This window comes from Fictibacillus gelatini DSM 15865, assembly GCF_000430745.1.
Classification (GTDB): domain Bacteria; phylum Bacillota; class Bacilli; order Bacillales; family Fictibacillaceae; genus Fictibacillus_A; species Fictibacillus_A gelatini.
This window is the reverse complement of record NZ_KE387231.1, coordinates 112658-139448: the sequence shown is the minus strand read 5'-3', so window position 1 is coordinate 139448 and position 26791 is coordinate 112658. Positions and strand designations below refer to the sequence as shown.

Annotated in this window: 31 protein-coding genes, 1 rRNA gene and 1 pseudogene; 13 read left to right on the top strand and 20 right to left on the bottom strand. The window is 40.7% G+C overall.

All coding sequences use genetic code 11. The features are described 5' to 3' along the window. Both H538_RS0120360 and H538_RS0120355 read right to left on the bottom strand, forming a co-directional pair. Positions 1-214 (bottom strand): 16S ribosomal RNA (locus H538_RS0120360); the annotation flags it as partial. A gap of 287 nt (positions 215-501) precedes the next feature. Then, a complete protein-coding gene (locus H538_RS0120355; protein ID WP_026679136.1) occupies positions 502-1371 on the bottom strand; it encodes a nucleotidyltransferase-like protein in 870 nt (289 codons plus the stop codon). A 120-nt stretch (positions 1372-1491) separates the two neighbouring features. Between H538_RS0120355 and H538_RS0120350 the strand changes: the two genes are divergently transcribed. After that, complete coding sequence (locus H538_RS0120350) at positions 1492-1845, top strand: YgzB family protein (protein ID WP_026679135.1); 354 nt, start codon at positions 1492-1494, stop codon at positions 1843-1845. Positions 1846-1875: 30 nt separating this feature from the next. Here H538_RS0120350 and perR read toward each other — a convergent pair whose 3' ends face one another. Then, positions 1876-2313, bottom strand: a complete 438-nt coding sequence (perR, locus tag H538_RS0120345; protein ID WP_245595287.1) for a peroxide-responsive transcriptional repressor PerR — start codon at positions 2311-2313, stop codon at positions 1876-1878. 105 nt (positions 2314-2418) lie between these two features. Next, positions 2419-3366 carry a D-2-hydroxyacid dehydrogenase gene (locus H538_RS0120340; protein ID WP_322786423.1) on the bottom strand — a complete coding sequence of 316 codons (948 nt, stop codon included), beginning with the start codon at positions 3364-3366 and terminating at the stop codon, positions 2419-2421. A gap of 249 nt (positions 3367-3615) precedes the next feature. Between H538_RS0120340 and H538_RS0120335 the strand changes: the two genes are divergently transcribed. Beyond that, positions 3616-3795, top strand: a complete 180-nt coding sequence (locus tag H538_RS0120335) for an H-type small acid-soluble spore protein (RefSeq protein WP_026679132.1) — start codon at positions 3616-3618, stop codon at positions 3793-3795. 24 nt (positions 3796-3819) lie between these two features. On the opposite strand, the gene bcp is transcribed toward H538_RS0120335, so the two are convergent. Both bcp and H538_RS0120325 read right to left on the bottom strand, forming a co-directional pair. After that, positions 3820-4290: a thioredoxin-dependent thiol peroxidase gene (gene bcp / locus H538_RS0120330; protein WP_026679131.1), complete on the bottom strand. Its 471-nt coding sequence runs from the start codon at positions 4288-4290 to the stop codon at positions 3820-3822. 64 nt (positions 4291-4354) lie between these two features. Continuing rightward, the gene (locus H538_RS0120325; protein WP_051291596.1) at positions 4355-4774 is read right to left on the bottom strand and encodes a potassium channel family protein; all 420 of its coding nucleotides are present in this window, start codon (positions 4772-4774) and stop codon (positions 4355-4357) included. A 136-nt stretch (positions 4775-4910) separates the two neighbouring features. On the opposite strand from H538_RS0120325, the gene H538_RS0120320 reads away from it, so the two are divergent. Continuing rightward, entirely contained in the window at positions 4911-6200 is a 1290-nt protein-coding gene (locus H538_RS0120320; protein ID WP_026679129.1) for a glutamate-1-semialdehyde 2,1-aminomutase, read from the top strand. A gap of 122 nt (positions 6201-6322) precedes the next feature. Next, on the top strand, positions 6323-7393 hold the full coding sequence (locus H538_RS0120315; protein WP_026679128.1) for an FUSC family protein: 1071 nt from the start codon (positions 6323-6325) through the stop codon (positions 7391-7393). 31 nt (positions 7394-7424) lie between these two features. Here the strand turns inward: H538_RS0120315 and H538_RS0120310 are convergent, their stop codons facing one another. The 8 genes from H538_RS0120310 to H538_RS0120270 all read right to left on the bottom strand — a co-directional run bounded on the left by H538_RS0120310 (position 7425) and on the right by H538_RS0120270 (position 16483). After that, a complete protein-coding gene (locus tag H538_RS0120310) occupies positions 7425-8330 on the bottom strand; it encodes an ABC transporter permease (protein WP_026679127.1) in 906 nt (301 codons plus the stop codon). A 12-nt stretch (positions 8331-8342) separates the two neighbouring features. Then, the gene (locus tag H538_RS0120305) at positions 8343-9347 is read right to left on the bottom strand and encodes an ABC transporter permease (protein ID WP_026679126.1); all 1005 of its coding nucleotides are present in this window, start codon (positions 9345-9347) and stop codon (positions 8343-8345) included. Positions 9348-9428: 81 nt separating this feature from the next. Then, on the bottom strand, positions 9429-11033 hold the full coding sequence (locus H538_RS0120300; protein ID WP_026679125.1) for an ABC transporter substrate-binding protein: 1605 nt from the start codon (positions 11031-11033) through the stop codon (positions 9429-9431). Positions 11034-11097: 64 nt separating this feature from the next. Continuing rightward, the gene (locus tag H538_RS0120295) at positions 11098-12066 is read right to left on the bottom strand and encodes an ABC transporter ATP-binding protein (protein ID WP_026679124.1); all 969 of its coding nucleotides are present in this window, start codon (positions 12064-12066) and stop codon (positions 11098-11100) included. Next, positions 12041-13051, bottom strand: coding sequence for an ABC transporter ATP-binding protein (locus tag H538_RS0120290; protein ID WP_026679137.1), 1011 nt, complete (start codon positions 13049-13051; stop codon positions 12041-12043). The genes H538_RS0120295 and H538_RS0120290 overlap by 26 nt, the downstream gene beginning before the upstream one ends. A 178-nt stretch (positions 13052-13229) precedes the next feature. Further along, positions 13230-14981, bottom strand: coding sequence for an ABC transporter ATP-binding protein (locus H538_RS0120285; RefSeq protein WP_026679123.1), 1752 nt, complete (start codon positions 14979-14981; stop codon positions 13230-13232). Between the two features lie 373 nt (positions 14982-15354). Beyond that, positions 15355-15882 carry a nucleoside tri-diphosphate phosphatase gene (gene ntdP, locus H538_RS0120275; protein WP_026679121.1) on the bottom strand — a complete coding sequence of 176 codons (528 nt, stop codon included), beginning with the start codon at positions 15880-15882 and terminating at the stop codon, positions 15355-15357. Between the two features lie 412 nt (positions 15883-16294). Beyond that, positions 16295-16483 (bottom strand): gamma-type small acid-soluble spore protein, encoded by a 189-nt coding sequence (locus H538_RS0120270; RefSeq protein WP_026679120.1) that lies wholly within the window; start codon positions 16481-16483, stop codon positions 16295-16297. A 139-nt stretch (positions 16484-16622) separates the two neighbouring features. Between H538_RS0120270 and H538_RS0120265 the strand changes: the two genes are divergently transcribed. Continuing rightward, on the top strand, positions 16623-16817 hold the full coding sequence (locus H538_RS0120265) for a hypothetical protein (protein WP_026679119.1): 195 nt from the start codon (positions 16623-16625) through the stop codon (positions 16815-16817). On the opposite strand, the gene mutY is transcribed toward H538_RS0120265, so the two are convergent. Together mutY and H538_RS0120255 are read right to left on the bottom strand one after the other, a co-directional pair. After that, complete coding sequence (gene mutY, locus H538_RS0120260; RefSeq protein ID WP_026679118.1) at positions 16814-17926, bottom strand: A/G-specific adenine glycosylase; 1113 nt, start codon at positions 17924-17926, stop codon at positions 16814-16816. The genes H538_RS0120265 and mutY overlap by 4 nt on opposite strands. Then, on the bottom strand, positions 17923-18246 hold the full coding sequence (locus H538_RS0120255; protein ID WP_026679117.1) for a hypothetical protein: 324 nt from the start codon (positions 18244-18246) through the stop codon (positions 17923-17925). Before H538_RS0120255 ends, mutY begins: the two co-directional genes overlap by 4 nt. Positions 18247-18303: 57 nt before the next feature. On the opposite strand from H538_RS0120255, the gene H538_RS0120250 reads away from it, so the two are divergent. The 3 genes from H538_RS0120250 (at position 18304) to H538_RS25830 (ending at position 19803) form a co-directional block, all read left to right on the top strand. Beyond that, the gene (locus H538_RS0120250; RefSeq protein WP_026679116.1) at positions 18304-19290 is read left to right on the top strand and encodes a metal-dependent hydrolase; all 987 of its coding nucleotides are present in this window, start codon (positions 18304-18306) and stop codon (positions 19288-19290) included. A gap of 151 nt (positions 19291-19441) precedes the next feature. Next, a complete protein-coding gene (gene sspK, locus H538_RS0120245; RefSeq protein WP_026679115.1) occupies positions 19442-19597 on the top strand; it encodes a small, acid-soluble spore protein K in 156 nt (51 codons plus the stop codon). A 38-nt stretch (positions 19598-19635) separates the two neighbouring features. Further along, a complete protein-coding gene (locus H538_RS25830) occupies positions 19636-19803 on the top strand; it encodes a YpzG family protein (RefSeq protein WP_081412743.1) in 168 nt (55 codons plus the stop codon). A 38-nt stretch (positions 19804-19841) separates the two neighbouring features. Here H538_RS25830 and H538_RS0120235 read toward each other — a convergent pair whose 3' ends face one another. The 4 genes and pseudogenes from H538_RS0120235 to H538_RS24665 form a co-directional block, all read right to left on the bottom strand. Continuing rightward, on the bottom strand, positions 19842-20153 hold the full coding sequence (locus tag H538_RS0120235) for a YfhH family protein (RefSeq protein ID WP_026679114.1): 312 nt from the start codon (positions 20151-20153) through the stop codon (positions 19842-19844). A 78-nt stretch (positions 20154-20231) separates the two neighbouring features. Further along, positions 20232-21044: a recombination regulator RecX gene (gene recX, locus H538_RS0120230; protein ID WP_026679113.1), complete on the bottom strand. Its 813-nt coding sequence runs from the start codon at positions 21042-21044 to the stop codon at positions 20232-20234. A 94-nt stretch (positions 21045-21138) separates the two neighbouring features. Continuing rightward, positions 21139-21342, bottom strand: a complete 204-nt coding sequence (locus H538_RS0120225; RefSeq protein ID WP_051291594.1) for a YbdD/YjiX family protein — start codon at positions 21340-21342, stop codon at positions 21139-21141. Positions 21343-21346: 4 nt separating this feature from the next. After that, positions 21347-23447: pseudogene (locus tag H538_RS24665) on the bottom strand (carbon starvation CstA family protein). A 108-nt stretch (positions 23448-23555) separates the two neighbouring features. Between H538_RS24665 and H538_RS24660 the strand changes: the two are divergent. The 5 genes from H538_RS24660 to H538_RS25825 all read left to right on the top strand — a co-directional run bounded on the left by H538_RS24660 (position 23556) and on the right by H538_RS25825 (position 26763). Further along, positions 23556-24530, top strand: coding sequence for a TIGR01777 family oxidoreductase (locus H538_RS24660; RefSeq protein ID WP_081412742.1), 975 nt, complete (start codon positions 23556-23558; stop codon positions 24528-24530). Then, positions 24466-25584, top strand: coding sequence for an amidohydrolase (locus H538_RS0120210; RefSeq protein ID WP_026679111.1), 1119 nt, complete (start codon positions 24466-24468; stop codon positions 25582-25584). Before H538_RS24660 ends, H538_RS0120210 begins: the two co-directional genes overlap by 65 nt. 227 nt (positions 25585-25811) lie before the next feature. After that, positions 25812-26372: a GNAT family N-acetyltransferase gene (locus tag H538_RS0120205; RefSeq protein ID WP_026679110.1), complete on the top strand. Its 561-nt coding sequence runs from the start codon at positions 25812-25814 to the stop codon at positions 26370-26372. A 69-nt stretch (positions 26373-26441) separates the two neighbouring features. Then, positions 26442-26564, top strand: coding sequence for a hypothetical protein (locus H538_RS27005; RefSeq protein WP_281172207.1), 123 nt, complete (start codon positions 26442-26444; stop codon positions 26562-26564). A 25-nt stretch (positions 26565-26589) separates the two neighbouring features. Continuing rightward, on the top strand, positions 26590-26763 hold the full coding sequence (locus tag H538_RS25825; RefSeq protein ID WP_154658046.1) for a YfhD family protein: 174 nt from the start codon (positions 26590-26592) through the stop codon (positions 26761-26763). Positions 26764-26791 lie beyond the last annotated feature (28 nt).

Here is a 26791-nt window from a genome sequence, read left to right as displayed (position 1 = left end):
GACTTTCAAGCGCGGAGCATGCGCTCCGCTCTATTATTCGGTATTAGCACCGATTTCTCGGTGTTATCCCCATCTATGAGGCAGGTTGCCCACGTGTTACTCACCCGTCCGCCGCTAACTTCCAGAGAGCAAGCTCTCCTTCCGTCCGCTCGACTTGCATGTATTAGGCACGCCGCCAGCGTTCGTCCTGAGCCAGGATCAAACTCTCCAATAAAGTTTGTCTTGCTCATCATTTAAAGTAATTAACGGGATTTTATTATCCCTGACTTACCTGGCTTTTGTTTAGTTTTCAAAGAACATTTAAAGATGTTTTTTGTCCCGTCGCTCGTTTTGGCGACTTTTATAGGATAACATCTTACAAAGAAGATGTCAACCACTTTTTTTAATTCGTTTTTCGCTGTTGTTTTAGCGACAAGTAGTAATATAACATGAATAAAATAGATGGTCAACATCTTTTTTGAAAAAATATGATTGTTTTTTTATCCTATTTCGTAAAACCCATTAAAAGTTAACTGTATAATGCCGATGATAAAGGTTTTTTCCTTTTGTCTCCCGGCGAATAACATGAACTATTCCTTTTTCAATTAAATGCTCTAATAGTACGGTCAGATCAATCGCATACTCAGCAATATCTTCGTGATCCATAAGTTCTGAAAACGTCCATTCTTCTCTCGTTTTTAAAACAGATAATAAATGACTTGCCCCAAGCTTCGTTTTAGAGGCAATGGAAAATTCGCTGGCGAGGAGAATTAATTCAATCCGTTTTTCAATCGATTCATTTCCTGTAATTAATTCTTCATATAACTTATATACTTGTGGTTCAATTAGTTTTACTTGATTCCAAACCGTTACCTCAGGATAATAACCATGTTCGATCACAGCTAACCGTGCCAGATGATGTAAGGCATGAAGAATATTATTAAAAGCATCAAGATATTGCTCAGTTGAAAAAAGCTCTTTCCCCTCGAAAAATCGGCGCAGTAACTTTCCATATTCGATACAAATTTTCTTCGTCCGTTCATGAACCGGGAATTCATTCAATCGTTCGCGCAAGTTTGTAATATATTCGTTACGATTAAATAGAACTTTTCCATTAATGACCCAATCTGCAGCCCTGCGGTTCGTCCCGAGCAACAGCCATTCGTTCAGTTGGAATTCCGTTACAATATGCAATGCCGCAATTTTATCAGCAAATTCATAATGCTTTATGGTCCACGGCTTTTCCTTGCTGTTTTTAACAATGACGAACAAGACACAATCAAAGTTGTCCGTTAAAGGGCTTACCGGTTTATGCTTTTCAATTAGAAGCACACCAAGGGTGTCTTCATTGCTCGCTCTTTCCTGATATAGTGAGCGTAATAAGTCTTCCATGACGTCATCTCCCGTTTTCAAAATCCACTGTCATACATTTCAACGCCAATACATAAAATCCTTTCTTTTTTTCGAAATCCTTTCTTATGATATACTGAAAAAAATAGGAGGGACAGACAAATGATAAGGAATTCGAATAAAATAAATAAAATACGGACGTTTGCACTAAGTCTTGTATTTATCGGAATTATCATTATGTATGCAGGACTTTATTTTAGAACGCATTTTATTATTATGTCACTATTTATGATTATCGGGTTTCTAGCAACCCTTGCAAGTGCCGGCGTTTATCTTTGGATCGGAATGATTTCGATGAAAGCCGTTCAAGTGGTCTGTCCAAACTGCAATAAAGTCACAAAAGTACTTGGACGAGTGGACGCCTGCATGTCATGTAACCAGCCTCTTACATTGGATCAAAGTCTTGATGGGCTCGAATTTGACGAAAAATATAATAAAAAAAGAGCAAAAAAATAAGCTGATCCAGTTCCTACTGGCCCAGCTTATTTACTGTTTCTTGTTTTTTTGGCAATCGGGACACAGGCCGTAGATCTCCATCCGATGATGAGCAATATCAAACCCCGTTACCGATTCGGCCAGTGCCTCCACTTCGTCAAGACCGGGATAGTGGAAGTCAACAATCTTTCCGCAGTTGTCACAAATAATATGATAATGTTCCGTTGTGACACAATCAAACCGGCTTGAAGAATCACCATAAGTTAATTCCTTCACAAGACCTACTTCTTTAAACACACGTAAATTATTATATACGGTCGCAACACTCATATTAGGAAATTTCCCTTCAAGTGCTTTATATATTTCATCAGCCGTCGGATGTGACATTGATTGTATTAAATGTTCCAAAATCGCATGACGTTGTGGCGTTATGCGAACCCCGTACTGCTTTAATGTATCGATTGCTTCATTAATACGCGCGGTAGACATCGCCATGCACCTCTCTTCTAAAAAAAATTCTTACATTATAATATTTATAAATAGTGTACACGTTAAATGCTTATTTTGTCAATAATAGTATGTGATATGTCGCTTTTAATAACCTCTCTCAAGCGGAATAATGTTAATGAAATTTTGTTCTCCATTCCGATATTTTTTCAAATTTTCCTCGAACAATGTTATAGCTCTTTCTTGATACTGAGGAGAGATGCCTGATAGATGTGGTGTCACTGTTACATTTTCCATTTTCCAAAATGGATGATCGAAATGAAGTGGCTCTTTTTTGAACACATCCAGGACGGCGTGAGCAATCATTCCATCCTTTAAAGCTTTTAATAAATCTTCTTCATTTATCGTTGTTCCTCTTCCGATGTTAATAAAAACGGATGAAGCTTTCATTTGCCGGAAATGATCCATTGTTAAAAAGTTGTACGTTTCAGGTGTTGCTGGTAAAACCGAAATTAAAAAATCGCTTTCTTTCAAAAGCTCCGAAAGGGTTTCTTTGTCATAGATTTCATCGATAAAATCCGCTTGATGACCGCTTCTGTTAAATCCGAGAGTTCGCATATGAAACGCTTTAGCAAGCCTGGCGATTTCGCACCCAATCGCACCAGTACCCAATATTCCAATGGTTTTTCCCGAGATTTCTGTCATTTTCACACGCCGATCCCAGATTCTTTCTTGTTCATGCGCGATCAAGACTTTCGTTTGCCGGGCGACTTGAAGCATCATCGCAATCGTATATTCCGCCATCGGCGTTTTATGTATGCCTCTTGCATTTGTTACAAGAATACCTTTTTTACGAATAGCTTCAAAAGGCATTCGATCAAGTCCAGCAGAAATGACCATAATCCATTTTAAGTTGGCCGCTTTTTCAATTAATTCATCTGTTAAGTCTTCCCCATATGTAATTAAAATTTCGGCAGTTAGTAAATGTTCCTCCGCTTCATTCATGCCATTGCAAAATATAAATGTCTCATCAGGGAACTTTTCCGAAAGTTTGTGTCTGATGTCTCTCCTGATTTTTGCAGATGAAAGAATCATTATTTCACCCCATTACGAAATTGTTTTATTTGTATTGTACACCCTTTTGTCCATTTAAAGCATAAAAAAAGAGCAGGAGGAATATCCCGCTCAATTGATTGGAAGAGTTATTGGTACTTTTAAGTTATGCATTTTTTAACCATTCCGTATAGTCATGCGCCTTTGTCGTAAAAAATTTCGTTTAGATCAAAGTATAAGAATTTATGCATGTTTCATACTAAGACGGAATAAAAAAAAGGAGCGAAAGAAATGAATACTGCTAGAGCACAACAGATTATTGAATCACCGAAAGAAATTGAAGTTTTATATAACGGAACTCCCGTTTGGCTGCAATCAGTAGATGAAGCAAAAGAAACAGCGAGAGTATATACAGCAGATCAACCCGATAATGAAATGGATGTACCTGTAAGAGAACTTGTTGAGCATTAAAAAGCCCGGCATAAGCCGGTTTTTTTATTGTAAATTTTCTTTAATGTATTCCAACGCATTGGCAACATGGTCTTTCACTCTTACTTTACGGTATTCCTTCACAAGGTTACCTTCTTTATCAATAATAAACGTAGAACGTTCAATCCCCATATATTCCTTGCCAAAGTTTTTCTTCAATTTCCAAACCCCATACATTTCAGCCAGATGATGGTCTTCATCCGCTAAAAGTAAAAACGGCAACCCATGTTTTGCAATGAATTTTTCATGTGAGCTTAGCGGATCCGGACTAACACCGAGAATAACCGTATCAAGATGTTCAAATTCTTCATGCCGATCTCTAAAATCACAGGCCTCTGTTGTACAACCCGGGGTCATATCTTTCGGGTAAAAATATAGGACAACATTTTTCCCTTTAAAATCAGATAAGGAAACTTCTTTCCCATTACTTGCCTTTGCCGTAAAGCCAGGTGCTTTTTTTCCGGTTTCAACACTCATTTGTATCCCTCCTGCTATTTTTATTGCCTATCATAAGGGTAACCAAACAAGCGGTTTCCTACAACTATTTCATCTTACGGTGGTCAATAACCGATGTAATGACGAAGGCAGCAGGAAGCAAATAGCCTATTAACGCTTCCGTAATGGAAATCCATCGACCAACCCCAAGCGGCGTAATATCTCCATAACCAACGGAAAGCATCGTGACCGCACTAAAATACATCGCCCCCTCCATCATTTTAATTAGCCCACCTTCGAGCATAAAGCCTTTTTCACTTAATACATGGTAATTCATAAACAATAATGAACAATACATTAAACCAAAACCAAGAATGATGTTAATATAAACTAACAGAAGTACAAAAAGATGGTTTAAAGACATCATTTGCTGTTTAATTCCCGGGTGCTGAAATAAGGCATGCAAGCTTTTTACGACAATAAAACCAGAAAAAATGAATAGCATGCTGTAAAAAAAATTGCCCACCGAACCACCTCATTAAAATGCTGTCCAATTGTCCTAACAGTAGTTTATGTTCGATTTCATTGAATTAAGACAGGTCTTGCTCTCACCAGTTCATCAAATAGTGCTACAATACTGATAAAGATAGGAGGAGTTTTATATGAATCGAAAACGGTCAGAAATCTTATATAAAGAAGCATTAGAGCATATTGTTGGCGGAGTGAACAGTCCTTCCCGCTCGTATAAAGCGGTTGGCGGAGGAGCTCCCACATTTATGGAACGGGCTGAAGGGGCTTACTTTTGGGATGTAGATGGGAACAAATACATAGATTATTTAGCGGCGTATGGGCCAATCATTACGGGCCATGCGCATCCTCACATCACAAAAGCAATCACTAAAGCGGCTGAGAATGGCACATTATACGGAACACCGACGGACCTTGAAATTAAATTTGCCAAAATGTTAAAAGAAGCCATTCCTTCGATGGATAAAGTGCGCTTTGTAAACTCAGGAACCGAAGCGGTCATGACGACCATTCGTGTGGCGCGTGCCTATACTGGGAGAGATAAAATCATTAAGTTTGCGGGATGTTATCACGGCCATTCCGATCTTGTTCTCGTTGCCGCAGGTTCTGGTCCTTCTACACTTGGAACACCGGATTCTGCAGGCGTTCCAAAAAGCATCGCCCAGGAAGTTATTACTGTTCCTTTTAACGATATTGATGCTTACCGCGCTGCAATGGAAAAATGGGGCGACCAAGTAGCAGCCGTGCTTGTTGAACCGATTGTCGGCAACTTCGGAATTGTGGAGCCGAAAGAAGGATTTTTAGAAGCCGTTAACGAAATTACCCACAACGCTGGCGCTCTCGTCATTTATGATGAAGTCATTACCGCGTTTCGTTTTACGTACGGCGGAGCCCAGGATCTGCTTGGCATAAAGCCTGATATGACGGCTCTTGGAAAAATTATCGGTGGTGGTCTCCCGATCGGGGCATACGGCGGTCGAAAAGAAATTATGGAAAAGGTTGCACCGCTAGGTCCTGCCTATCAAGCAGGGACAATGGCGGGAAACCCGGCGTCGATCTCTGCGGGAATTGCCTGTCTTGAAGTATTGCAAGAAAAAGGAGTGTATGACCGGCTCGATGCACTTGGCAAAATGTTAGAAGAAGGGATTTTAAATCACGCGAAAAACTATAACATACCGATTACGATCAATCGCTTAAAAGGAGCCTTAACCGTTTATTTTACAAATCAGCCAATTGAAAATTATGAGCAGGCAGAAAACACGGACGGCGAAATGTTCGGTAAATACTTTATGGCAATGCTTGAAGAGGGGATTAACCTTGCCCCTTCTAAGTATGAAGCAATGTTTTTAACGACTGCACATACGGAAAAAGATATCCAGGATACAATTGATGCTGTCGGACGAGCCTTTCAGAAACTTGTATAAACGATTCTTAAAAAGCCGCATGATATTGTGCGGTTTTTTTTCTATATATTACTTGATAATAAACGTAAATCATTGTATATTGTTTCGAGATTATTTAAAAAAGAGGGGAAATCGATTCCTTTATGAAACTTGGAGCTCGAATCATTAAAACGGGAGTAGCAATCGCATTATCGATTTATCTGGCTGTATTTTTCCACCTTCAGCCGCCGGTCTATGCCGCCATTTCGGCAACGTTTGCGATCCAACCTTCTATTTACCGTTCGTATCAAACGATTTTAGACCAGGCACAGGGGAATATCATCGGTGCGGTTTGTGCCATTCTTTTTGTATTGGTGCTTGGCAACCATCCGTTAGTTATCGCTTTAGTCGTCATTGTTGTCATTGTTGTCAACTTAAAGCTTAAACTTGAAAAAACAATTTCATTATCCGTTGTGACCGCGATTGTCATTATGGAAAGCCATACAGGCAGCTTTATATCATTTGCCATCGACCGATTTTTGTTGATTATGCTTGGAGTGGCGGCCGCGTTTTTAGTCAATTTAATTTTCATTCCGCCTAAATATGAAACAAAATTGTTCTACAGCATTTCTGATCAAACCGACGAAATTATCAAATGGATAAGGATCATGATGCGGCATGCGCCCGAACATAGCGTAATTAAGGATGAAATCGGGACTTTTAAAGAAAACAGCATTAAAATCGATCAATTTTATTTGCTGTATAAAGAAGACAGAACTTATTTCAGGAAAAATCAACATAAAAAAGGCCGTAAACTCGTCATTTACCGGCAAATGATTTATACAACAAGAAAAGCATTTGAACTGCTAAAAAGTTTGCATCGGCATGAAAATGAACTGTATCAGATGCCTGATGAACTTCAGCAATTCATCCAAAGCCAGTTGGATTGTTTAACAAATTACCATGAACAAACGTTATTAAAATACACAAATAAAATTCGGATCGATTCTGAACTCCATAAAACCGAGGACTTTTGTGAAAATAAGCATGAGTTGATGGAAGTCTTTATGAAACATTATCATATGCCAAAAAACGAATTGTGGATCCAGCTCTTCCCTGTCTTTGCTTTAATCATTGATTATAGTGACCAGATTGACCATTTAAATCGATTGATCGAAAGCTTTAAAACTTACCATACGTCAGAAAACAAAGTGAAATTAACAAACGCGGAATAATCCAAAAAGCAGCCTCTCCAGGCTGCTTTTTTTAATTTTTCATTCGCGGATCAAGTGCATCACGCAAGCCGTCACCTATTAAGTTAAAGCCAAGAACCGTAAGCATAATGGCTAAACCGGGAAAAAACAACGTCCACGGAGCGTCTGTAAGAAAATCTTTCGAATCAGCCAGCATTTTCCCCCATTCGGGAGTTGGCGCCTGTGCACCGAGACCAAGGAACCCGAGGGCGGCTGCCTCAATAATCGCTGTCGCAATTGCAAGGGAACCCTGGACAATAATGGGCGCCATGCTGTTCGGCAGGACATGGTGAAATAAAATGCGCATATCACTCATCCCAATCGCTCTTGCCGCTGTAATATATTCTTCCTCCTTTACAGATAGGACTCTTGAGCGAATGAGCCGCCCGAAAGTCGGTACGTTAATAATCGCAATGGCAATGAGTGCGTTTTGCAAAGATGGACCGAGTATCGCCACAACGGCAATGGCTAATAAAATGCTCGGAAAGGCTAATAAAATATCAAATATTCGAGAGATGATGCCATCGATCCAACGTCCATAATATCCAGCTACAATTCCTAACAAAGATCCGATGATGATGGAACCTGAAACGGATACAAACCCAACCCATAATGAGATGCGGGCACCATAAATGACACGGGTCAAAATATCCCGGCCAAAGTCATCCGTACCAAACCAATGCTCGCTCGATGGGGCTAAATGTTTGTCCGCTAATTTTTGCCCGTTCATTTCATAAGGAGCGATGCTATCTGCAAATATCGCTAATAAAATAAAAAATACTACAATGCCGAGGCCGAAAAGGGCGATTTTATTTTTCCTAAACGTTTTCCAGGCTTCTTTCCATGGCGAAATCACTTTTTCATTTTCCGGTGTCACTTCCGGGCTGCTAGGAGGGGTATTTGTCGCTAATTCTGCCATCTATCATCTCTCCTATCGATATTTAATACGTGGATCAATGGCTGCATATAACAGGTCCACCACGAGATTAATTAATACAAAAATAGATGCAATAACGAGTATCCCAGATTGAATAACAGGATAATCCCGATTTTGGATGGCCTCATAAATATAACTGCCGATACCGGGCCAACCGAAAATCGTTTCCGTTAAAATCGCTCCGCCAAGAAGCAATCCCGTTTGTAGGCCAATGACTGTAATGACAGGTATAAGGGCATTTTTCAACGAATGCTTGTACACCACCCAAAAGGAACCTAAACCTTTTGCCCGTGCTGTACGGATATAATCAGAACGCATTACCTCAAGCATACTGGAACGTGTAATCCGGGCAATAATCGCCATCGGTATTGTTCCGAGGGCAAAACCAGGCAAAATCAAATGTTTAATCACTTCAATAAATTGATCAAATCGACCTTGAAGTAACGTATCTAACAAATAGAGATGAGTGATCGCTTCAACCGGATCCCGTATATTATCCCTTCCGGTCGTCGGGAGCAGATCCCAATGAATCGCGAACGTATATTGTTCCATTAAGCCGAGCCAAAAAATTGGCATCGAAACGCCAATTAAAGCAAGAAGCATCGCAATATAGTCAAACCATGAATTTTGAAACCAGGCCGAAATAATGCCTGCATTTACACCAATAACTATTGCAATAATCATCGCAACGATTGACAGCTCAATCGTTGCCGCCAAATATGGCCATATTTCCTCACTAATCGGTGCTTTCGTCCGAATGGATTCACCTAAATCACCGTGAAGTAATTGCTTAATGTAATCAATAAATTGTATATGTATTGGTTTGTCCAGTCCTAAGTCCTTAGAGAGTGCCGCTACCGCTTCTTTTGTTGCTTGCTGTCCTAAAATGACTTTCGCCGGATTCCCAGGAATGGCATGAATTAAAGAAAAAACGATTAAAATCATGCCAAACAACACAGGAATGAGCGTGACCAGCCTCCGGATCGTGTATGTCAACATCTCCATCACCTCTTTCTTGGTGTAAGAACAATTATGATTTAAATTTACAAAGGGGAGTTTCAGAAACTCCCCTTTGTAACCTTATTCAATCGTGACGTCAGCAAAAGATTGTGTACCTGTAGGATGCGGGAAGAATCCTTTAATTGTGCTTTTGCCTGCCAACTGAGGTTTTGAGTGGGCAAGCGGAACCCACGGTGCGTCATCATGAATGATTTCTTGAACTTTTTTATAAATGTCATTTCGTTTTGCTTCATCCGTTTCCGTTTGCGCTTGAAGCAATAGCTTATGGACTTCTTCGTTTTTGTAACGGGAATAGTTATTTGAACCGATGCTGTCTTTATCTAGTAGTGCATATAAGAAGTTATCCGCATCCCCGTTATCACCTGTCCAGCCGAGCATAAACATTGGCGCTTGACCATCTTGAAGCTTATCTAAATAAGTCGCCCATTCCATTGTAACGATCTTTGCTTTTACGCCAATTTTGGCGAAATCGCTTTGAATCGCTTCAGCCACTTTTTGCCCGTTTGGCATATAGGGGCGCGGTACAGGCATCGCCCAGAGATCCATTTTAAATCCATTCGGGTAGCCAGCTTCTTTAAGTAGTTTTTTCGCTTTATCAAGATCAAGATCGTAATCCTGGATGCTGTCATTGTATCCGGCAATTGTTGGCGGCATTGGATTTTTTGCAGGCTCTGCCGTGCCTTCATAGAAGTTTTTAACGATTTCTTTCTTGTTTATTGCATAACTAAGCGCCTGGCGAACTTTTTTGTTGTTAAACGGTTTCTTTTCCACATTAAAGCCGAGATAGCCAATGTTCATTGGCGGGCGCTCAAAAAGTTGAAGCTTGCTATTGGATTTTACCTTATCGACTTCGCTCGGGTTCACGCCATCAATTAAATCAACTTCTCCTTTAACTAAAGCGTTTAAGCGTGCAGAGTTATCTTTGATTACTTTAATGATCACTTTATCAAGTTTTGGAAGGCCTTTTTTCCAGTAATCTTTATTTTTCTCTAATGTAATCGTGTCGTTTCGCTTCCATTCTTTAAAAACGAATGGACCTGTGCCGACAGGATGTTCAATATACTTATCGCCGTATTTTTTAATAGCCGCTGGAGAGGATATAGCAAATGGCGACATCGCCAAATTTTTCAAGAATGGCGCTTGCGGACGATTTAACGTAAATTGAACGGTATTGTCATCGATTGCTTTAACTTCTTTAATAACAGCTTCTTTTTCTCCTTCAAAGCCGCTAAATTGAGATTTAAAATAAGCAAATGTTTTTGCATCTTTACTTTTAAACCAGCGGTTAAAATTATAGACAACCGCATCTGCATTAAATGGCGTTCCATCATGGAATTTTACGCCTTTTTCTAAATGGAACGTATACGTCTTTCCATCTTTCGACATTTCCCATGACTTCGCAAGGCCCGGGACAACTTTTGTACTCTCTTTGTCATAGTCAACAAGCGTCTCCGTTACTTGAGCAGTTGCGATAAACGACTCTCCATCGGTTACTGTCGCCGGATCCAGTTTCACAGAGTCACCGCCGCGGGCATAAATGAGTGTTCCACCACCGCCATCGTCATTGCCGCCGCTTGCTCCATTCTTTTTCGAAGAGCTGCAGCCGGTAAGCGCTAACGAAAGAGTGAGAATGATAACAAAAGCGATTGACCAGGTTTTCTTCATGCTTTTTCCCCCTTAGTACTGCTTTTTGAAAAAATAACATTTGCCATATGTATTGAACGTGCTGTCATTTATAAAGATGACAGGCTACGTAATGGCCTTTCTCCACTTCTTTAAATAAAGGTTGCTTATTTGCACATTCTTCCATTGCCTGAGGGCAACGGGTATGGAATGGACAGCCTTTTGGCGGATTCGAAGGACTTGGAACATCTCCTTGAAGAATGACACGCTCCGACTGATGTTCCACATCAGGAATTGGCACTGCAGATAGCAACGCTTTCGTGTACGGATGTTTCGGATTTTCATACAATGGTTCACTATCAGAGAGTTCAACAATTCTTCCTAAATACATGACACCGACCCGATCACTGATATGGCGGACGACGCCAAGGTCATGGGCGATAAATAAATAAGTAAGGTCAAATTCTTCTTGCAAATCTTGTAGTAAATTTAAAACTTGTGATTGAATCGAAACGTCAAGTGCAGAGACCGGTTCATCAGCAATAATCAGCTTCGGATTGACAGCAAGCGCTCTTGCAATGCCGATCCGCTGGCGCTGTCCTCCACTAAATTGGTGTGGATAACGTTTCGCATGATAACTGTTTAATCCGACAATCTCTAGCAGTTCGCGAACCCTTTTCTTTCGTTCGGCTGAGCTTTTCATTCCATGAACAATAAGCGGCTCCTCAAGAATTTTCTCAACCGTATGCCGGGGATTAAGCGATGCAAACGGATCTTGAAACACCATTTGCATTTCGCGCCGGATTTTGCGCAGTTCCCCTTTTGACAGCTTCGTAATGTCTCTTCCTTCAAAGTAAATGCTTCCTTCACTCGGTTCTAAAAGCCGAAGCAACATCCGGCCGGTGGTTGATTTTCCGCAACCACTTTCTCCAACAAGCCCCAGCGTTTCCCCTTTATTGATAAAAAATGAAACGCCGTCTACTGCTTTCACTTCCCCAATTTTTTTACCAAAAATCCCGCCGTTTACCGGGAAATGTTTTTTTAAATTTTCAACCTTTACCAACGGCTCTGCCAATGGCTTCGACCCCCTTTCCTTCCTGGTAAAGCCAGCATCGTACTTTCTGGCCGGTTTCCAACGTATCTAAAGGGGGCGTTTCGGCCAGACATCGCTCATTTCTATGTGGGCACCGGGGAGCAAACTGGCATCCTGTTTTGGTGGAACCCGGCTTTGGCACATTTCCCGGAATGGAATATAGCCGGTCCTTCTTCAAACGCATATCCGGAACCGATTGAATTAAGCCAACGGTATAAGGATGTTTCGGATGTTTGAAAATAGTTTTAACATCCGCTTCTTCGACCACTTCCCCCGCATACATGACGACAATCCGCTCGCACATCTGGGCAACTACACCGAGATCATGGGTGATCATCATAATAGCTGTATCAGTTTCCTTATTGAGCCGTTTCATAAGATCGAGGATTTGCGCTTGAATCGTCACATCAAGAGCTGTCGTCGGTTCATCTGCAATGAGCAATTTCGGCTCGCAAACCATGGCCATTGCGATCATGACCCGTTGTCTCATTCCGCCTGAAAGTTGATGCGGATATTCATTCATTAATTCTTCCGCCCTGGGCAGGCCGACTTGTTTTAATATTTCGATCGCGCGCATTTTCGCTTTATTTTTTGGCCATTTTTTATGTATTCGTATTGCTTCTATTAATTGATTTCCTATTGTGAAAACAGGGTTTAAGCTTGTCATTGGCTCTTGAAAGATCATCGCTATGTCATTGCCGCGAATTTGACGCATTCTTTTTTCTGAAGCACGTATAAGATTTTCGTTGTTATACAAAATTTCCCCTTGTATTTTGCCAGGAGGTGTTGGAACAAGTCCCATGATAGATAAAGAGGTAACGCTTTTTCCACAACCTGATTCACCGACAATGCCAAGCACTTCACCAGGGTTCACTTCAAAACTTATCCCATTGACAGCAGGGATTTCGCCGTCGTCTGTTAAAAAGGACGTTCGCAGGTCTTTCACCTTTAATACAGGATTCCTCACCCTCCTACTCACTCCTTTCCTCTCATGATGATAAATGACAACTCTATGGGAATTATGACATTATTTTTGTCGATTGACAATAAAAAATTTTGCAAATATTTTAATAATAGTTAAAAAGGCCTATTCAATTAGTCCTTGATTAAAAAAGACCGGAAAGAAATCATTCTTTCCGGTCTGCTTAAACTTGATCTAATTGCTGTACAGAGAATAAGTTATAATAGGTTCCCTTTTTTTGCATTAATTGTTGATGTGTTCCCGTTTCGACGATTTTACCATGTTCAATGACGACAATCCGGTCAGCATGTGTAATGGTCGCCAGCCGATGCGCGACGATGAATGTCGTTCTATTTTTCGCTAATTTTTCAAGTGACTCTTGAATAAGATGTTCACTTTCTAAATCAAGTGCCGATGTTGCCTCATCCAATATAAGAATGGGAGGGTTTTTTAAAAACACGCGGCTAATAGCAAGACGTTGCTTTTGCCCGCCGGAAAGCTTTACGCCGCGCTCTCCAATTTGCGTATCATACCCTTGCGGCAATCCCATTATAAAGTCATGCGCATTCGCCGCTTTGGCAGCCTCGATCATTTCTTCTTCACTCGCAGAAGGTTTCCCCATTAATATATTGGACCGTACTGATTCACTAAACAAAATATTATCCTGCAGCACCATCCCTATATGATTGCGCAGGCTTCTTGCTTTAAAGTTGCGAATATCTTTGCCATCAAGCAATATTCTTCCTTCGGTTACATCGTAAAAGCGAGGTATGAGTCCGACAAGTGACGATTTCCCCCCGCCGCTCATTCCGACAAGCGCGATCGTTTCGCCCTGCCTGGCCGTTAAATTGATATGTTCAAGAACGTTGGCTTCAGATTCGTTGTAACGAAACGAGACGTTTTCAAACGTAATTTCACCTTTCACCGATTCTAATGTTTCCGCATTCGGCTTATCGACAATGTCATATTTTTCATCCATAAATTCAAACACGCGATCCATTGATGCGATTGACTGGGTTAATGTCGTTGATGAAGTAGCTAGCCTTCTAAGCGGATTATAGAGCCGGTCTAAATAACCGACAAAAGCGACGAGCGACCCGAGCGTAATCGCGCCTTCAATTGCTCGAAACCCGGCAAACCCGATTACGAGAAGCGGAGAAATGTCGGTGACCGTATTAATAACGGAAAATGTCTTTGCGTTCCAGGCGGTTTGCGTTAACGCCTTTTTTAAAAAATTCGAGTTCCGCTTATCAAATTGATGTTGCTCATGCTCCTCTAATGCGAAGCTGCGGATGACAGAAATTCCGTTCACTCTCTCATGCAGGTGCCCTTGAACTTCTGCAAGCGCCTGTGATCGTTCCCTCGTTAATTTCCGCAGGCCACCGTAAAAGACTTTAACACAAACCGCATAGACCGGAAGCATTAAAAGCGCAACAACCGTCAGCCAGAAATCCATTGACCACATAATGATGATGGTGATGGCGACCGTAAACATATCGAGCCAAATGTTCATTAATCCATCAATGACAAAACTCTTTGTTTGTTCAACGTCATTAATAACCCTTGAAATCACTTCACCTGATTTATGGTTAGCGTAATATTTTAAGCTTAATTTTTGAATATGATCAAATAGCTTATCCCGTATGTCATATAAAATTTTGTTTCCGACCCATTGGGCAAAATATTGGCGGAAATATTCGATTGGCGGCCTGAGCACAACAAAAATAAAAAATGCACCGGCCATGACATATAAAAGCCTATGAATTCGTTCACCCGTCGTTAAATCCGCCGGGGTCACAATATGATCGACGACATATTTTAAAATAAGCGGGATCAATAATGGGATCCCAAATTTTATAACTCCTATAATAACCGTTAAAATAATTTGCTTTATGTACGGTTTAACAAATGTAAGATATCTTCTTATGCTGCTCATAGTTGTTCACCTGTCTTTCTAAGACGCCATAGTAGAAGAGAGAAATAGTCAAACTGGCGAAATTGCCAATTTGACTATCCGGGCGTATAAGCAAAACCTGTTGAAGGCGCTTATCCAACAGGTTTACATTTTAAGTATTGTTCAAAAAGGAGGACAAACAGGGCCAAGAAGTTCAAGGAAGCGTAGCCTACGAGCAAGGCTACCACGAAGAAATTACTTCTATCCAGCCTTGTGCCGAGGAAGCCTACTACAGAGCAATGCTCGTAGACGCAGGCACAGCGGAACACACTCGCATAATACGTGAGGAGCTAGAGCCGCGCTGACGCAGAAATTCGTAGGCAATGTTTCCCGGACTTTTTGAACATCCTCTTTTCTATCTGTATTCTAAATAACGCTCGTACCACTGCTCAATAAAACCGGGTTCAAACGGCCCTTTCCTCTGGGTAATCATGGAGATTAACTCTTTTAAATTTTTGCGGATAATTGAATCCAGTTCCGGTGGATATTTCATCAATCGACTATGCAAATTATATTCATCTTCGTCTAATAAGATATAAGACATGTCAGGAAAAACTTTGACATCCAGGTCGTAATCAATGTATTTCAATGCTTCTTCATCCCACATAAAAGGGGAACCGAGATTGCAATAATAATATATGCCGTCTTCCCGAAGCATACCAAGTATATTAAACCACTGATGGGCATTAAAATAACAGATGGCAGGTTCCCTCGTTCGCCATTGTCGGCCGTCCGCTTCAGTGACAATGATTCGATCATTTCCGGCGATTACCACATTAGAGGTCCCTTTTAACACTACTGTATCTTCCCAGTTACGATGGATTAATCCGTTATGTTTATAACTTTGGATGTTAATGACACTTCCGGTTTTAGGAAAACTCATACGCCTCTCCTTTCTTTAGAATTCCGGAAGCCAGGCTTACCAATATTAACTGATCTCCTTTCATTAATTATTTTACTTATAGGTTCACCAGCTTCGTAGATCTAATTAAAATTTGTTGTGTCATTCCTGCCGACAATAACCCAACCTTCATCCAAATTTATTTTCTCTCCTATATTATATCGTTTTAAGAATTGTTTGGAAATGATAGTGTCCCTGTTTCTGAAAAAAGCTGCCGCCTATTTTTTATCCTTATGTAGTATGCCCGTCTGTGCTTAATGGGTAAAGCAATTTTGTTGAGGTGAGAATCACGAAGCTTGGGAACCATTAAAATTGGCGAATTGCCAATTTTCTCGTTCTATACAAACCAAAATGCCCCCTGCCGCGTTTGGCAAGGGACATCGATAGATAGAGGTTATTGTTGTGTTTTCTTTTGTTGAGACTGTGCGTTTTGTTGACGAACTTTTTGAACGTTTGTTTCGCTCGCAAATTCAGTACCGAACGCACCAGCTCCAGCACCCGCTTGTTGAGATTGAGCATTTTGTTGGCGAACTTGTTGTGCGTTAGTTCCAGCAGCGTTTTTAGCTTGTTGCTTTTTGTCCATTAGAATCACCTCCACGACAATTAATGTAACCCGATTTAGGCGAAAGGATACATTTATTTTTCCGGAATAATATTAATAAAATTTGGAATAAGATTCTTCCTTTTGTTGAAAAATAGGACTCACGAGGAGGTTCTTTCGAATGGATAACAAAAGAGACATGACCGAATTAGGCATGATATCAATCAAAGATTGGACAGACGATGAGCTTCGCTTTTACCATCATTCGCTACAACAAATGACTCCCTTTTTAAACGCTGAAGGAACAACCATCCGTAATGACATTATTGAAGAAATTAAATCCCGCGGAGGATTGAAGTCATTAGAGAAACGTTAAGGCGTTTCTTTAACGACTTCAATCGCGAGTTTTCTGATTTTTTGATGCGAGACAGGGAATGGATAAGCCTCCATTTCCTCAAGTGTCACAAGCTTTGTCCGTTCATTGCTCTCAAAAGAACTTAACAATTCCCCTTCAAAAATTTGAATGTTCCACTTCAAATGAGAAAAGACATGGTCGAGATTGCTAATATAATCCCCGATTTTCGCCTGTATTCCCCACTCTTTTTCAAGGAAACGGGCAATTTCCTCCTTCGATCCTTTCCCTCTTTTTAAAAGCGGGGTATTGGGAAATTCCCAGAGGTTAGCAAGCAAGCCTTCATTAGGCCGTTTATGAATTAAATATTGCCCTTGTTTGTTTCGCAATATAATTGCGCCAATATCTATTTCTTTTATTTTTAATTTCTTTTTCTTAATTGGCAGATCATTTTGCAATCCTTCAGAAAAAGCTCTACAATAATGTTGAACAGGACATATGAGACAGGCAGGGGACTTCGGTGTACAAATTAAAGCCCCGAGCTCCATTAACGCCTGGTTAAATGACGAAGGATCACTTATAGAAATCATCTCACTTGCCGCTTCCTCAAAAATCGTTCTTGTTTTCGCTTTCGCAATATCCTCTTTAATGAATAAAATACGAGAGAGAACCCGCATAACATTTCCATCAACCGCAGGAGCCGGCACATTGTATGCGATACTTAATATGGCACCCGCCGTATAAGGTCCAACACCTTTTAATTTTGAAATTTCCTTAGATGTATTGGGTACCTGGCCATTATAGTTTTCACACACTTCTTTTACTGCCGTTTGTAAATTTCGAATACGGGAATAATAACCAAGACCCTCCCATGCTTTTAATACTTTTTCTTCATCTGCTTCGGCGAGAGAACGAAGAGTCGGAAATTGATCGATAAAGTGATTAAAATAAGGGATGACTGTATCTACACGGGTTTGTTGAAGCATTACTTCTGAAACCCAGATTTTATATGGGTCACGCGTCTTACGCCATGGAAGCTTTCGATGATTTTCTTTATACCAATCAATTAAATCTGACTGAAAACGTTCGATTTCGAAATCGTTTAAATATGGTGAACGGACTTGTTGTTTCAATGTATTTCCTCCACATTTAATGGTTCGAATGCCCAGCAATGTAACTTTTTCAAACCGCCTTCAATGCATTCTTCAAGCATTCCGAAGATGGGGTGACTCGGATTCGTTCTTTTTTCTTTAATCGACTGATATAAAGATATAGAATGAACAGTAAAGCTTTCAACATATAAATTTTCTTGATCGGCTGCTTTTAGCCAGGACAGGTGAGTGGCACCTAGATTTTGTAATTCACGAATCACAACTTTCATATTTTTCTCATAAAGTTTTATAATGTCTTTATTTATTTTATACTCAATAAAAACAGTAACAGGTTGTTTCATATCGTCCTCCAATTAGTTGTTATCTTTTTTCATCCATTAGTAAGGAGGTTTTCCCACTTGGATACTGGAACTCACATCGTCATGGGCCTTGGATTAGGCGGTTTGGCCATGCTCGACCCGGTTGTTGCTTCAGACCCTATAATGGTTCATAGTGTGCTCATTGGTACAATAATCGGTTCCCAGGCTCCTGATTTCGATACTATATTAAAATTAAAAAATAATGCCCTTTATTTGCGCCACCATCGTGGCATTACTCATTCTGTTCCAGCCTTGTTTTTTTGGCCCGCCATTATTTCATTAATTATTTATTTATTCGTTCCGGAAATTAACGGTTTTCATTTATGGCTGTGGACACAGATCGCCGTGTTCATCCATGTTTTTGTCGATATTTTTAATGCATACGGAACACAGGCGCTTTCCCCTTTTTCAAAAAGGTGGGTAGCATTAGGGGTAATTAATATATTCGACCCGTTCATTTTTCTTATGCACTGCATCGGGCTCGTTCTCTGGTACTTTAGGTTTAATCCTGGAGTAACATTTTTAGTCATTTATATTATTTTAGCGGGCTATTATATTTGGCGCATCTATCATCGCCATACCGTCAACTTATTGGTTAAAAAAGCAATACCAGATGTTACTGAAATTATCGCTTCACCGACGATGAGCTGGGACCGGTACCATTTGGCTTTAAAAACCGATCATCAATTTATTGTAGGAAACATAAAAAAAGGACAGGTTCATATTCTTGATACGTTTGATCGCATTCCTGTTCCCGATTCGGAAATTATTGAGGCAGCCAAACGCGATAAAAACATATCAGCCTTTCTTTCCTTCTCTCCAATATACCGTTGGGAAATGAAAAAAAACCGGTATGGATACGAAGTGCGGTTTATCGATTTGCGTTACCGGAGTAAAGGACATTACCCATTTTCCGCGATTGTCCAATTGGATGAGGACCTCAATATTATAACATCCTTTACTGGCTGGGTTTATAATAAAGAACGGTTAAAGAAAAAAATGGATTTTAATCCCGGAAATATTTAAGCGATGAATAAGCTGCCGAGACGTCTCTGGCAGCTTAAAAATTGATTAGCAAATTTGTTCATGTACAGCCATTATTTTGCTCATTTCCCTTCACATAAAGGTATTTTTCCGAACTCATACTAAAAGAGAACCGATTTAAAGGAGGTTACTTATGCGCAATAAAGCAAAAAACTTTCCGAATCGGATCTCCTTCTCAGGTGAGCCGAGAGCAAAAGAAGAATTTTCTTCGAAACGGCCAGATGGAACAATTCGCGACCATCCAATGGAGCGAATGTTTATGTCCAATCAACACCGAGATGAACAGTAACTCTTACGGTTATCAATTTTCTACTGGGGGGTAATGAAATGAATAAAAAGGATTATTTTAAGCCGAACCTTTACAATGCACATTACCAGGACCCGTTTCACTCGCCGCGGGCGAATCCAAAGCATGCCTATAATCAAGTGTGCGGGGAAACCCAGCAAGCGCTAAACAACTATGTGCTTGAAATTGAAACACGTAAGCGTTCTTAGTGCCGGATAGAGAAGCGGGTTTCGCTTCTCTATTCAATTTACTCAGGCTTTAATAATGAAATCGGGAAAGCTTCTAGTTCGGTTGAATGATTGCGGTAGCCCCAGGCAAAAATGCCATTCATATAAAGAATTTCAAACGTTGAACCAGGGTCCCCTTCGATCGTATACGTTTGACCTGGTTTAAAATTTTTAGGATCGAGCAAATAGGATTTAGCAACCGCCATTTTCCTTTCATATACTGCAAATTCATTTACCATTCCCATTTGCTCGGCTTTTTGCATTTTTTGCTGCAATGCAGAAATTTCTATATTCAATTCGTAATTCGTCATTTCACTATAACGTTTTTCCACTCTATTCACCTTTTTCTATAATTGCACTTCCATTACAAGTATACAACAATGATGATAAGTTCACAGGCATTTCATTTTTTATTGCTCGAGATCTTCTGAATGCATAATTTCCTCAATTAATGAAAAAGAAAATCCTTTTGCATATAAATATTGTTTCATCCGTCTTTCATAATCAAAGCCGGCATATTTTTTATATTTCCGATGAGCTTTTCGCGCCTGGTGAATAAGCGCATCCCTTTCTTCCTCTTCACTACTGCTAAAAGATACTTCACGGAGTGCTTCCTCAATAACTTCTTTTGAAAACCCCTTTTGCATTAATTGGGTTGCTATCTTTTGTTTTTGTTCTTTTTGCGATGCGCGATTTTTATGCATTGCTTTTTTTTCTGCAAATTTCTTTGCCGCCTCAATTTGTTCCTGCAGCGGATATTCGTTAAGACCTTTTTGAATGTCACCAGAACTTACACCTTTTGCGTGCAGTTCCTGACGGATGACGAGCGGTCCCTTTGTTGTGGTATTTTTTCGGCTCCGTACAAACATTTTAGCGAATTCTGTATCATCAACATAGCCGTAACTGGATAATTTATCGATAACGCTATCAATTACCTCACTGGGATACTCATTTTTCTTTAAATAATCTTTTATTTCTTTAACTGCCCTCATTCGATAAGAGAGGTAGTTTAACGCTTTATTAAATGCCTGTTTTTTATGATCTTCAGAAAGAATGGCAGCTTGCTCATCCTCGGGTAGCTGACGTCCTTTTTTTAATTGAAATGCAATAAGTACATCGGCGTCCACACTGGCCCAAAACTCTTCCCCTGAACCCTTATCGATATATATATTAAAACGATCCTTATTCTTTTTTTGCGTTGTGATTTTCGTAATGACAGCCACCTGCATCACCTCATTTTAATCATAACAAAAAGAGAGATGGGCGTAAAAAGTACGCTCATCTCTGTATTAAAGTGCAACCTGTACTTTTTATCGGTTAACAACATCGCTGTGCTGACGCACCATATTTCTTTTCCAAATACTCCTTGAAAAATTCCTTTTCCGAAGGTGGCGTGATTTCAGGATGATGTGTCTTCAAATGATTCACATACGCTTCATAATCAGGCAAGTTGGAGACCCCTTTTCCGATTTTTCGTAAAATCATGATCCCATTTGCAATTTTTTCAAACCATTCATTCATGAATTTACACCTCGCCAAGGGTTGTCTGGACAAACGGCTCCTCAAACGTCGCTACTTGTTTTTTCTTCACAAGAGTTTTATGCCAGATTCTTAGAGCATCGATTAATACCCCGATAATAATTAGCATAAAAATAGCGGTCAAGGCAGCATCTAGCTGGTTGTTAAAAATGATTTGCTTTGCCGCTTCAGGCGAAGGAATCGTAGGCGGCAAATTCCCGCTTTCTAATGCCTGTTTGGTCACTTCCGCCTGCTTTAAAAATCCAATTTTCGGGACATTTGAAAAGATTTTTTGCCAGGCAGCTGAAAAGGTTACGATAAGCAGCCAGGCAAGAGGAATGAGCGTAACAAAGGAAAGTTTCGCTTTCCCCATTTTGATAATGACCGTTGTCGCCACTATTAAAGCGATTGCCGATAGCATCTGGTTAACGATCCCAAACAGCGGCCATAGCGTGTTAATGCCACCTAGCGGATCGGTAACACCGACGACAAGGAAATAACCCCAGCCAGCAACTACAAGTGCACTTGTAAAGACTCCGGCAGGTATTGATTCCGTTTTCCCGAGCGGTTTCCAAATATGGCCGAGCAAATCTTGCAGCATAAACCGCCCAACCCGTGTTCCCGCATCGATTGTTGTTAAAATGAACACAGCCTCAAAAAGAATAGCAAAATGATACCAGAAGGCCATTAACTCTGGACCGCCAATTATTTTTGAAAAAATATGAGCCATTCCAACAGCAAGCGATGGCGCTCCCCCCCGTACGCGATAAAATCGTTTGTTCGTTAACATTTTGGGCAATCTGATTAATTTCGTTTGCGGAAACCGTAAAGCCCCATGAGCTGATCGTTTGTGCTGCCGCATGAACGTCCACGCCAATGGCAGCTGCCGGGGAATTAATGGCAAAATAAATGCCCGGTGAGAGCAATGTGGCGGCAACCATCGCCATGATTGCGACAAATGATTCCGTTAACATCCCTGCATAACCAATCATTGGCGCATGTGTTTCGTTGGCAATGAGTTTCGGCGTCGTTCCCGAAGAAATTAAGGCATGGAACCCGGAAACTGCCCCACAGGCGATCGTAATAAATAAAAACGGAAATAAGTTCCCCGAGAAAACCGGGCCTGTTCCATCCACAAATTTTGTTAAAGCGGGCATTTGAATTTGTGGCAATACGATTAAAATACCAATAGCTAAAAGACCGATGACACCGACTTTTAAAAACGTACTTAAATAATCGCGCGGCGCTAAAAGCAGCCAGACCGGCAATACCGATGCAAGAAAACCGTAAACGATCATCATAATCGCAATCGTTTTTGCTTCAAATGTAAAGAGCGGCGCAAGCGTCTCTGAATCCGCAACCCACTGCCCAGCAATCAATGAAATGACTAAAAGGGCGAATCCGATGATGGATGCTTCCCCTACTCGTCCCGGGCGAATAAAGCGCATATAAATCCCCATGAATAGGGCGATAGGAATCGTCATGGCAATCGTAAACGTTCCCCACGGGCTTCCTTTTAACGCATTGACGACAACCATTCCCAGTACGGCAATTAAAATAATCATAATGGCAAAAATGCCGACAAGCGCTAAAAAACCGCCAACTGGCCCGATTTCTTCTTTCGCAATTTCTCCTAATGACTTTCCTTTCCGGCGCATGGATATAATAAGAATGACAAAATCTTGAACCGCCCCGGCAAGAACGGCACCGGCAATTAACCAGATCGTCCCCGGCAAATAACCCATTTGTGCAGCAAGTACCGGTCCTACAAGCGGACCTGCTCCTGCGATCGCCGCAAAATGGTGTCCGTATAATACCCATTTATTTGTCGGAACAAAATCTTTCCCATCATTGTACCGTTCTGCGGGAGTCGCCCGCATCTTGTCCAATTTAAAGATTTTATTGGCGATAAAACGGGAATAAAAGCGGTAACCTACTGCATATGTAGCTAAAGATGCTACAATGAACCAGACCGCATTAATTTGTTCATCCCTTTGTAAGGCGATGATTGACAGGCTGATTCCACCGGCTAAAGCTACAACAATCCAAATGAGTGTTTTTAAAATAGGATTGCGGCTTTTCACCGGAAGATTCGTCTTTGCCTCCATGTTACCCCCTCCTAAATGATGTATACTATATTTTGTTGGAACAATATCATTATATCAAATATTCTCAATTTTTAGGATAAGCATTTCTATTATAAAGGAGATCACTTGATGAATATTGCTATTGCAGGCGGTACAGGCTTTGTCGGATCAGCGTTAACAAAATATTTACTTGCTCAAAATCATCACGTCTACATATTGACCCGGAATATACTAACTAAAGAAAATCGTTCAAACGTTACGTATGTCGAATGGCTGACGCCCAAAAGCCAGCCGGAACATCATTTAAAAGACATTGATGCTTTAATTAATCTAGCCGGTGAAACGATTAACGGCCGCTGGACAAAAAAGAAGAAGACTGCCATTTTAAACAGCCGGTTATTAGCCACGCGTGAGATTTTCCGACTTCTTACTCACTTAAATAAAAAGCCGTCCGTGTATATAAACGCCTCGGCGATCGGCATATATGGAACTTCCGGAATAGAACGGTTTACTGAGCGCTCTAAAACAAATGGTCACGATTTTTTAGCAACGGTCGTAAAACGATGGGAGAATGAGGCAGCCAAAATAAAAGAATTAGAAATTCGGACTGTTTTTGCCCGATTTGGTGTCATATTAGGAAGGGAAGAAGGAGCACTTCCGAGAATCGTTCTCCCGTATCGCTTTTATGCCGGCGGCCGGATTGGAAGCGGCAAGCAATGGGTATCCTGGATTCATATTGACGATGCTGTCCGAATGCTTGACTGGGCGCTTTCAAATAGCGAAATTGCAGGGCCAATAAACCTTACAGCGCCTGAGCCTGTTCAAATGGACCAATTCGGACAAGAAATAAGTACGGTTATCCATCGGCCCCATTGGCTTATAGTCCCTTCTTTCCCTTTAAAAATGTTACTCGGGGAAATGAGCATGCTAATACTAAAAGGGCAGCATGTCTATCCTGAAAAAGCGATGCAGCTAGGATTTGACTTCTCCTATCCTCGCCTTCATCATGCGTTACAAGATTTATTAACAGGTGAGAAAAATGAAAACATTACTAACCGGAGCGAAAATCTATCCGATCACTTCACCGATTCTCAAAAAAGGTGACTTGCTGATAGTAAATGGGAAAATTGAAAAAGTGGAGGCTAAAATCGAGCCTCCTTCTGATGCGGAAATTATAAATGTGAATGGACTTCATCTTCTTCCGGGGTTCATCGATGTGCATACCCATCTCGGCCTTTATGATGAAGGAACCGGCTGGGCGGGCAATGACGCGAACGAAACACACGGAGTGCTGACGCCACACATCCGTGCGCTTGATGGCTGCAATCCGCTTGATATGGCATTTCGTGATGCTGTAAAGTACGGCATTACAACGGTTCATATTATGCCCGGAAGCTCCAATGTCATTGGGGGAACGACTTCCGTTATTAAAACGCACGGGAAAAACATCCAAAAAATGTTAGTAAAAGAAATGGCCGCATTGAAAATCGCCCTTGGCGAAAATCCGAAACGCATTCATAGCGCAAATTCAAATGATTCCATTACCCGGATGGGCATTATGGGAATGCTTAGAGAAGCTTTTTATCATGCAAAACAGTCGCCAATGGCGAACCTGCGAATCTATCCATTAAAGGCTGCTTTGGAACGGAAAATTCCGGTCCGAATTCATGCCCACCGTGCAGACGATATTTTATCGGCGATCAGGCTCGCGGATGAATTTAACCTTGACCTCCGCATTGAACATTGCACGGAAGGACATCTCATTGCAGACGAACTTTCCGGTCGAAATTTAAAAGTTTGTGTCGGGCCTACATTAACCCGGAAATCGAAAATAGAGCTTACGAATAAAACATGGGAGACGTATAAAATTCTTACTGAACACGGAGTTGAAGTTTCCATTACGACCGATCATCCTTATACGCCCATTCAATATTTAAATATATGCGCTGCACTGGCTGTAAGAGAAGGCTTGAGTGAGGAAAAAGCATTGGAAGGAATTACGATCAACCCCGCCAGGAGCCTCGGCATTGATCATCTTGTCGGTAGCCTTGAATCCGGGAAAGATGCGGATCTTACATTATGGAGCGGCCATCCTTTTCACTTTACCTCCAGACCCGTAATGACTTTCATAAATGGCGACATCATCTACAAAAATTAGACAAAAAAATCCTGTTTTCAATTTAAAAAAAATGTCTTATTATATAACTATAAAGTATAAGCTATGCATTTTATTCGTTGATAAAAATCTTATAAAAACGCTAGGGAAGGCAACTGGTGCGCCACCGGAGTTAATCCGGTCTTAGTGGGTTCGATTCCCACCCCGAATTAATGTTTCTTTACTTAATTCGAGGGTGGGTGTTCCCCTGCCCTCAAGGAGGGATTAAATTGTTAAAAAAACGTGATTTGAACGATTGTCATGTTCTTTTCAATTTAATGGTGCACCCGGATGTCTTCCCTTTTGTGCGCCAAAAAGCATACTCTTTAGAAGAGTACATGTTTTTGACGAAGCAAACAATGGAAGAAGAAGAACGGGGCAATATTATTTCGAGAACGATACTTGATGAGTGGAATAACCCAATCGGAACGATCAATTTATACGATGTCCAGGATGGAAACGGCTTTCTTGGTACATGGCTTGGCCAGCCCTATTTTGGCAAAGGCTACAATAAATTAGCCAAAGAAGCATTTCTTTCTGAACTTTTTTTTGAAAAAGATATTCATACCGTCTTTATGCGCATTCGAAAGGAAAATATTCGATCGCAAAAAGCGGCGGAAAAGATTCCTTATGTCACCCTTGCCAATGAAACGAGAAAGGACGTCTTTGACCGTTTAAATAAAGACGGCCATGTTTATAACCTTTATCATGTTGAAAAAGACAATTATATGCTTTATCAATTACGAGCCAAGCAAGAATTGCAAGAAGAAGATCAATTAAAAGAAGCATAATTGCGCAAAATAAAAACATCCGGCGAAACGGGTGTTTTTATTTTTGGTAAAATCCCTGGAGGTGTAAACGTGAAAAGCAAAAAGCAGCAGTCTAAAGAGCGGTTTGGTGGATTAACGAAAATGCAGGAATTTTTATATCAAAAAGAGTTTAATGCAGTTAACGATAAACAACATTCTTATCGAGAAAAATAATAAAACCTAAGGGAGGCATCCATCAATGACAAAAAAACAAGACATGGACAAACTTTTGAAGCGTGCAATTAATTATAAAGGTCTTTCTGACGGACTTGATGTCGAATATTCAGAAGAACTTGCCGACGAAGATGATTTAGAAGCAAAAGGACGTGCAGAAGCGGCTGATCAACGGCAAAAATCCTCTAAAAAACACTAATATTTTTTACAAAATTATGACAAAAGAC

Excerpts from the sequence above, each read along its gene's own strand:
- H538_RS0120355 (WP_026679136.1), bottom strand. The coding sequence starts at position 1,371 with ATGGAAGACTTATTACGCTCACTATATCAGGAAAGAGCGAGCAATGAA.
- H538_RS0120350 (WP_026679135.1), top strand. The coding sequence starts at position 1,492 with ATGATAAGGAATTCGAATAAAATAAATAAAATACGGACGTTTGCACTA.
- perR (WP_245595287.1), bottom strand. The coding sequence starts at position 2,313 with ATGTCTACCGCGCGTATTAATGAAGCAATCGATACATTAAAGCAGTAC.
- H538_RS0120340 (WP_322786423.1), bottom strand. The coding sequence starts at position 3,366 with ATGATTCTTTCATCTGCAAAAATCAGGAGAGACATCAGACACAAACTT.
- H538_RS0120335 (WP_026679132.1), top strand. The coding sequence starts at position 3,616 with ATGAATACTGCTAGAGCACAACAGATTATTGAATCACCGAAAGAAATT.
- bcp (WP_026679131.1), bottom strand. The coding sequence starts at position 4,290 with ATGAGTGTTGAAACCGGAAAAAAAGCACCTGGCTTTACGGCAAAGGCA.
- H538_RS0120320 (WP_026679129.1), top strand. The coding sequence starts at position 4,911 with ATGAATCGAAAACGGTCAGAAATCTTATATAAAGAAGCATTAGAGCAT.
- H538_RS0120315 (WP_026679128.1), top strand. The coding sequence starts at position 6,323 with ATGAAACTTGGAGCTCGAATCATTAAAACGGGAGTAGCAATCGCATTA.
- H538_RS0120310 (WP_026679127.1), bottom strand. The coding sequence starts at position 8,330 with ATGGCAGAATTAGCGACAAATACCCCTCCTAGCAGCCCGGAAGTGACA.
- H538_RS0120305 (WP_026679126.1), bottom strand. The coding sequence starts at position 9,347 with ATGTTGACATACACGATCCGGAGGCTGGTCACGCTCATTCCTGTGTTG.
- H538_RS0120300 (WP_026679125.1), bottom strand. The coding sequence starts at position 11,033 with ATGAAGAAAACCTGGTCAATCGCTTTTGTTATCATTCTCACTCTTTCG.
- H538_RS0120285 (WP_026679123.1), bottom strand. The coding sequence starts at position 14,981 with ATGAGCAGCATAAGAAGATATCTTACATTTGTTAAACCGTACATAAAG.
- ntdP (WP_026679121.1), bottom strand. The coding sequence starts at position 15,882 with ATGAGTTTTCCTAAAACCGGAAGTGTCATTAACATCCAAAGTTATAAA.
- H538_RS0120270 (WP_026679120.1), bottom strand. The coding sequence starts at position 16,483 with ATGGACAAAAAGCAACAAGCTAAAAACGCTGCTGGAACTAACGCACAA.
- H538_RS0120265 (WP_026679119.1), top strand. The coding sequence starts at position 16,623 with ATGGATAACAAAAGAGACATGACCGAATTAGGCATGATATCAATCAAA.
- H538_RS0120255 (WP_026679117.1), bottom strand. The coding sequence starts at position 18,246 with ATGAAACAACCTGTTACTGTTTTTATTGAGTATAAAATAAATAAAGAC.
- sspK (WP_026679115.1), top strand. The coding sequence starts at position 19,442 with ATGCGCAATAAAGCAAAAAACTTTCCGAATCGGATCTCCTTCTCAGGT.
- H538_RS25830 (WP_081412743.1), top strand. The coding sequence starts at position 19,636 with ATGAATAAAAAGGATTATTTTAAGCCGAACCTTTACAATGCACATTAC.
- H538_RS0120225 (WP_051291594.1), bottom strand. The coding sequence starts at position 21,342 with ATGAATGAATGGTTTGAAAAAATTGCAAATGGGATCATGATTTTACGA.
- H538_RS24660 (WP_081412742.1), top strand. The coding sequence starts at position 23,556 with ATGAATATTGCTATTGCAGGCGGTACAGGCTTTGTCGGATCAGCGTTA.
- H538_RS0120210 (WP_026679111.1), top strand. The coding sequence starts at position 24,466 with ATGAAAACATTACTAACCGGAGCGAAAATCTATCCGATCACTTCACCG.
- H538_RS25825 (WP_154658046.1), top strand. The coding sequence starts at position 26,590 with ATGACAAAAAAACAAGACATGGACAAACTTTTGAAGCGTGCAATTAAT.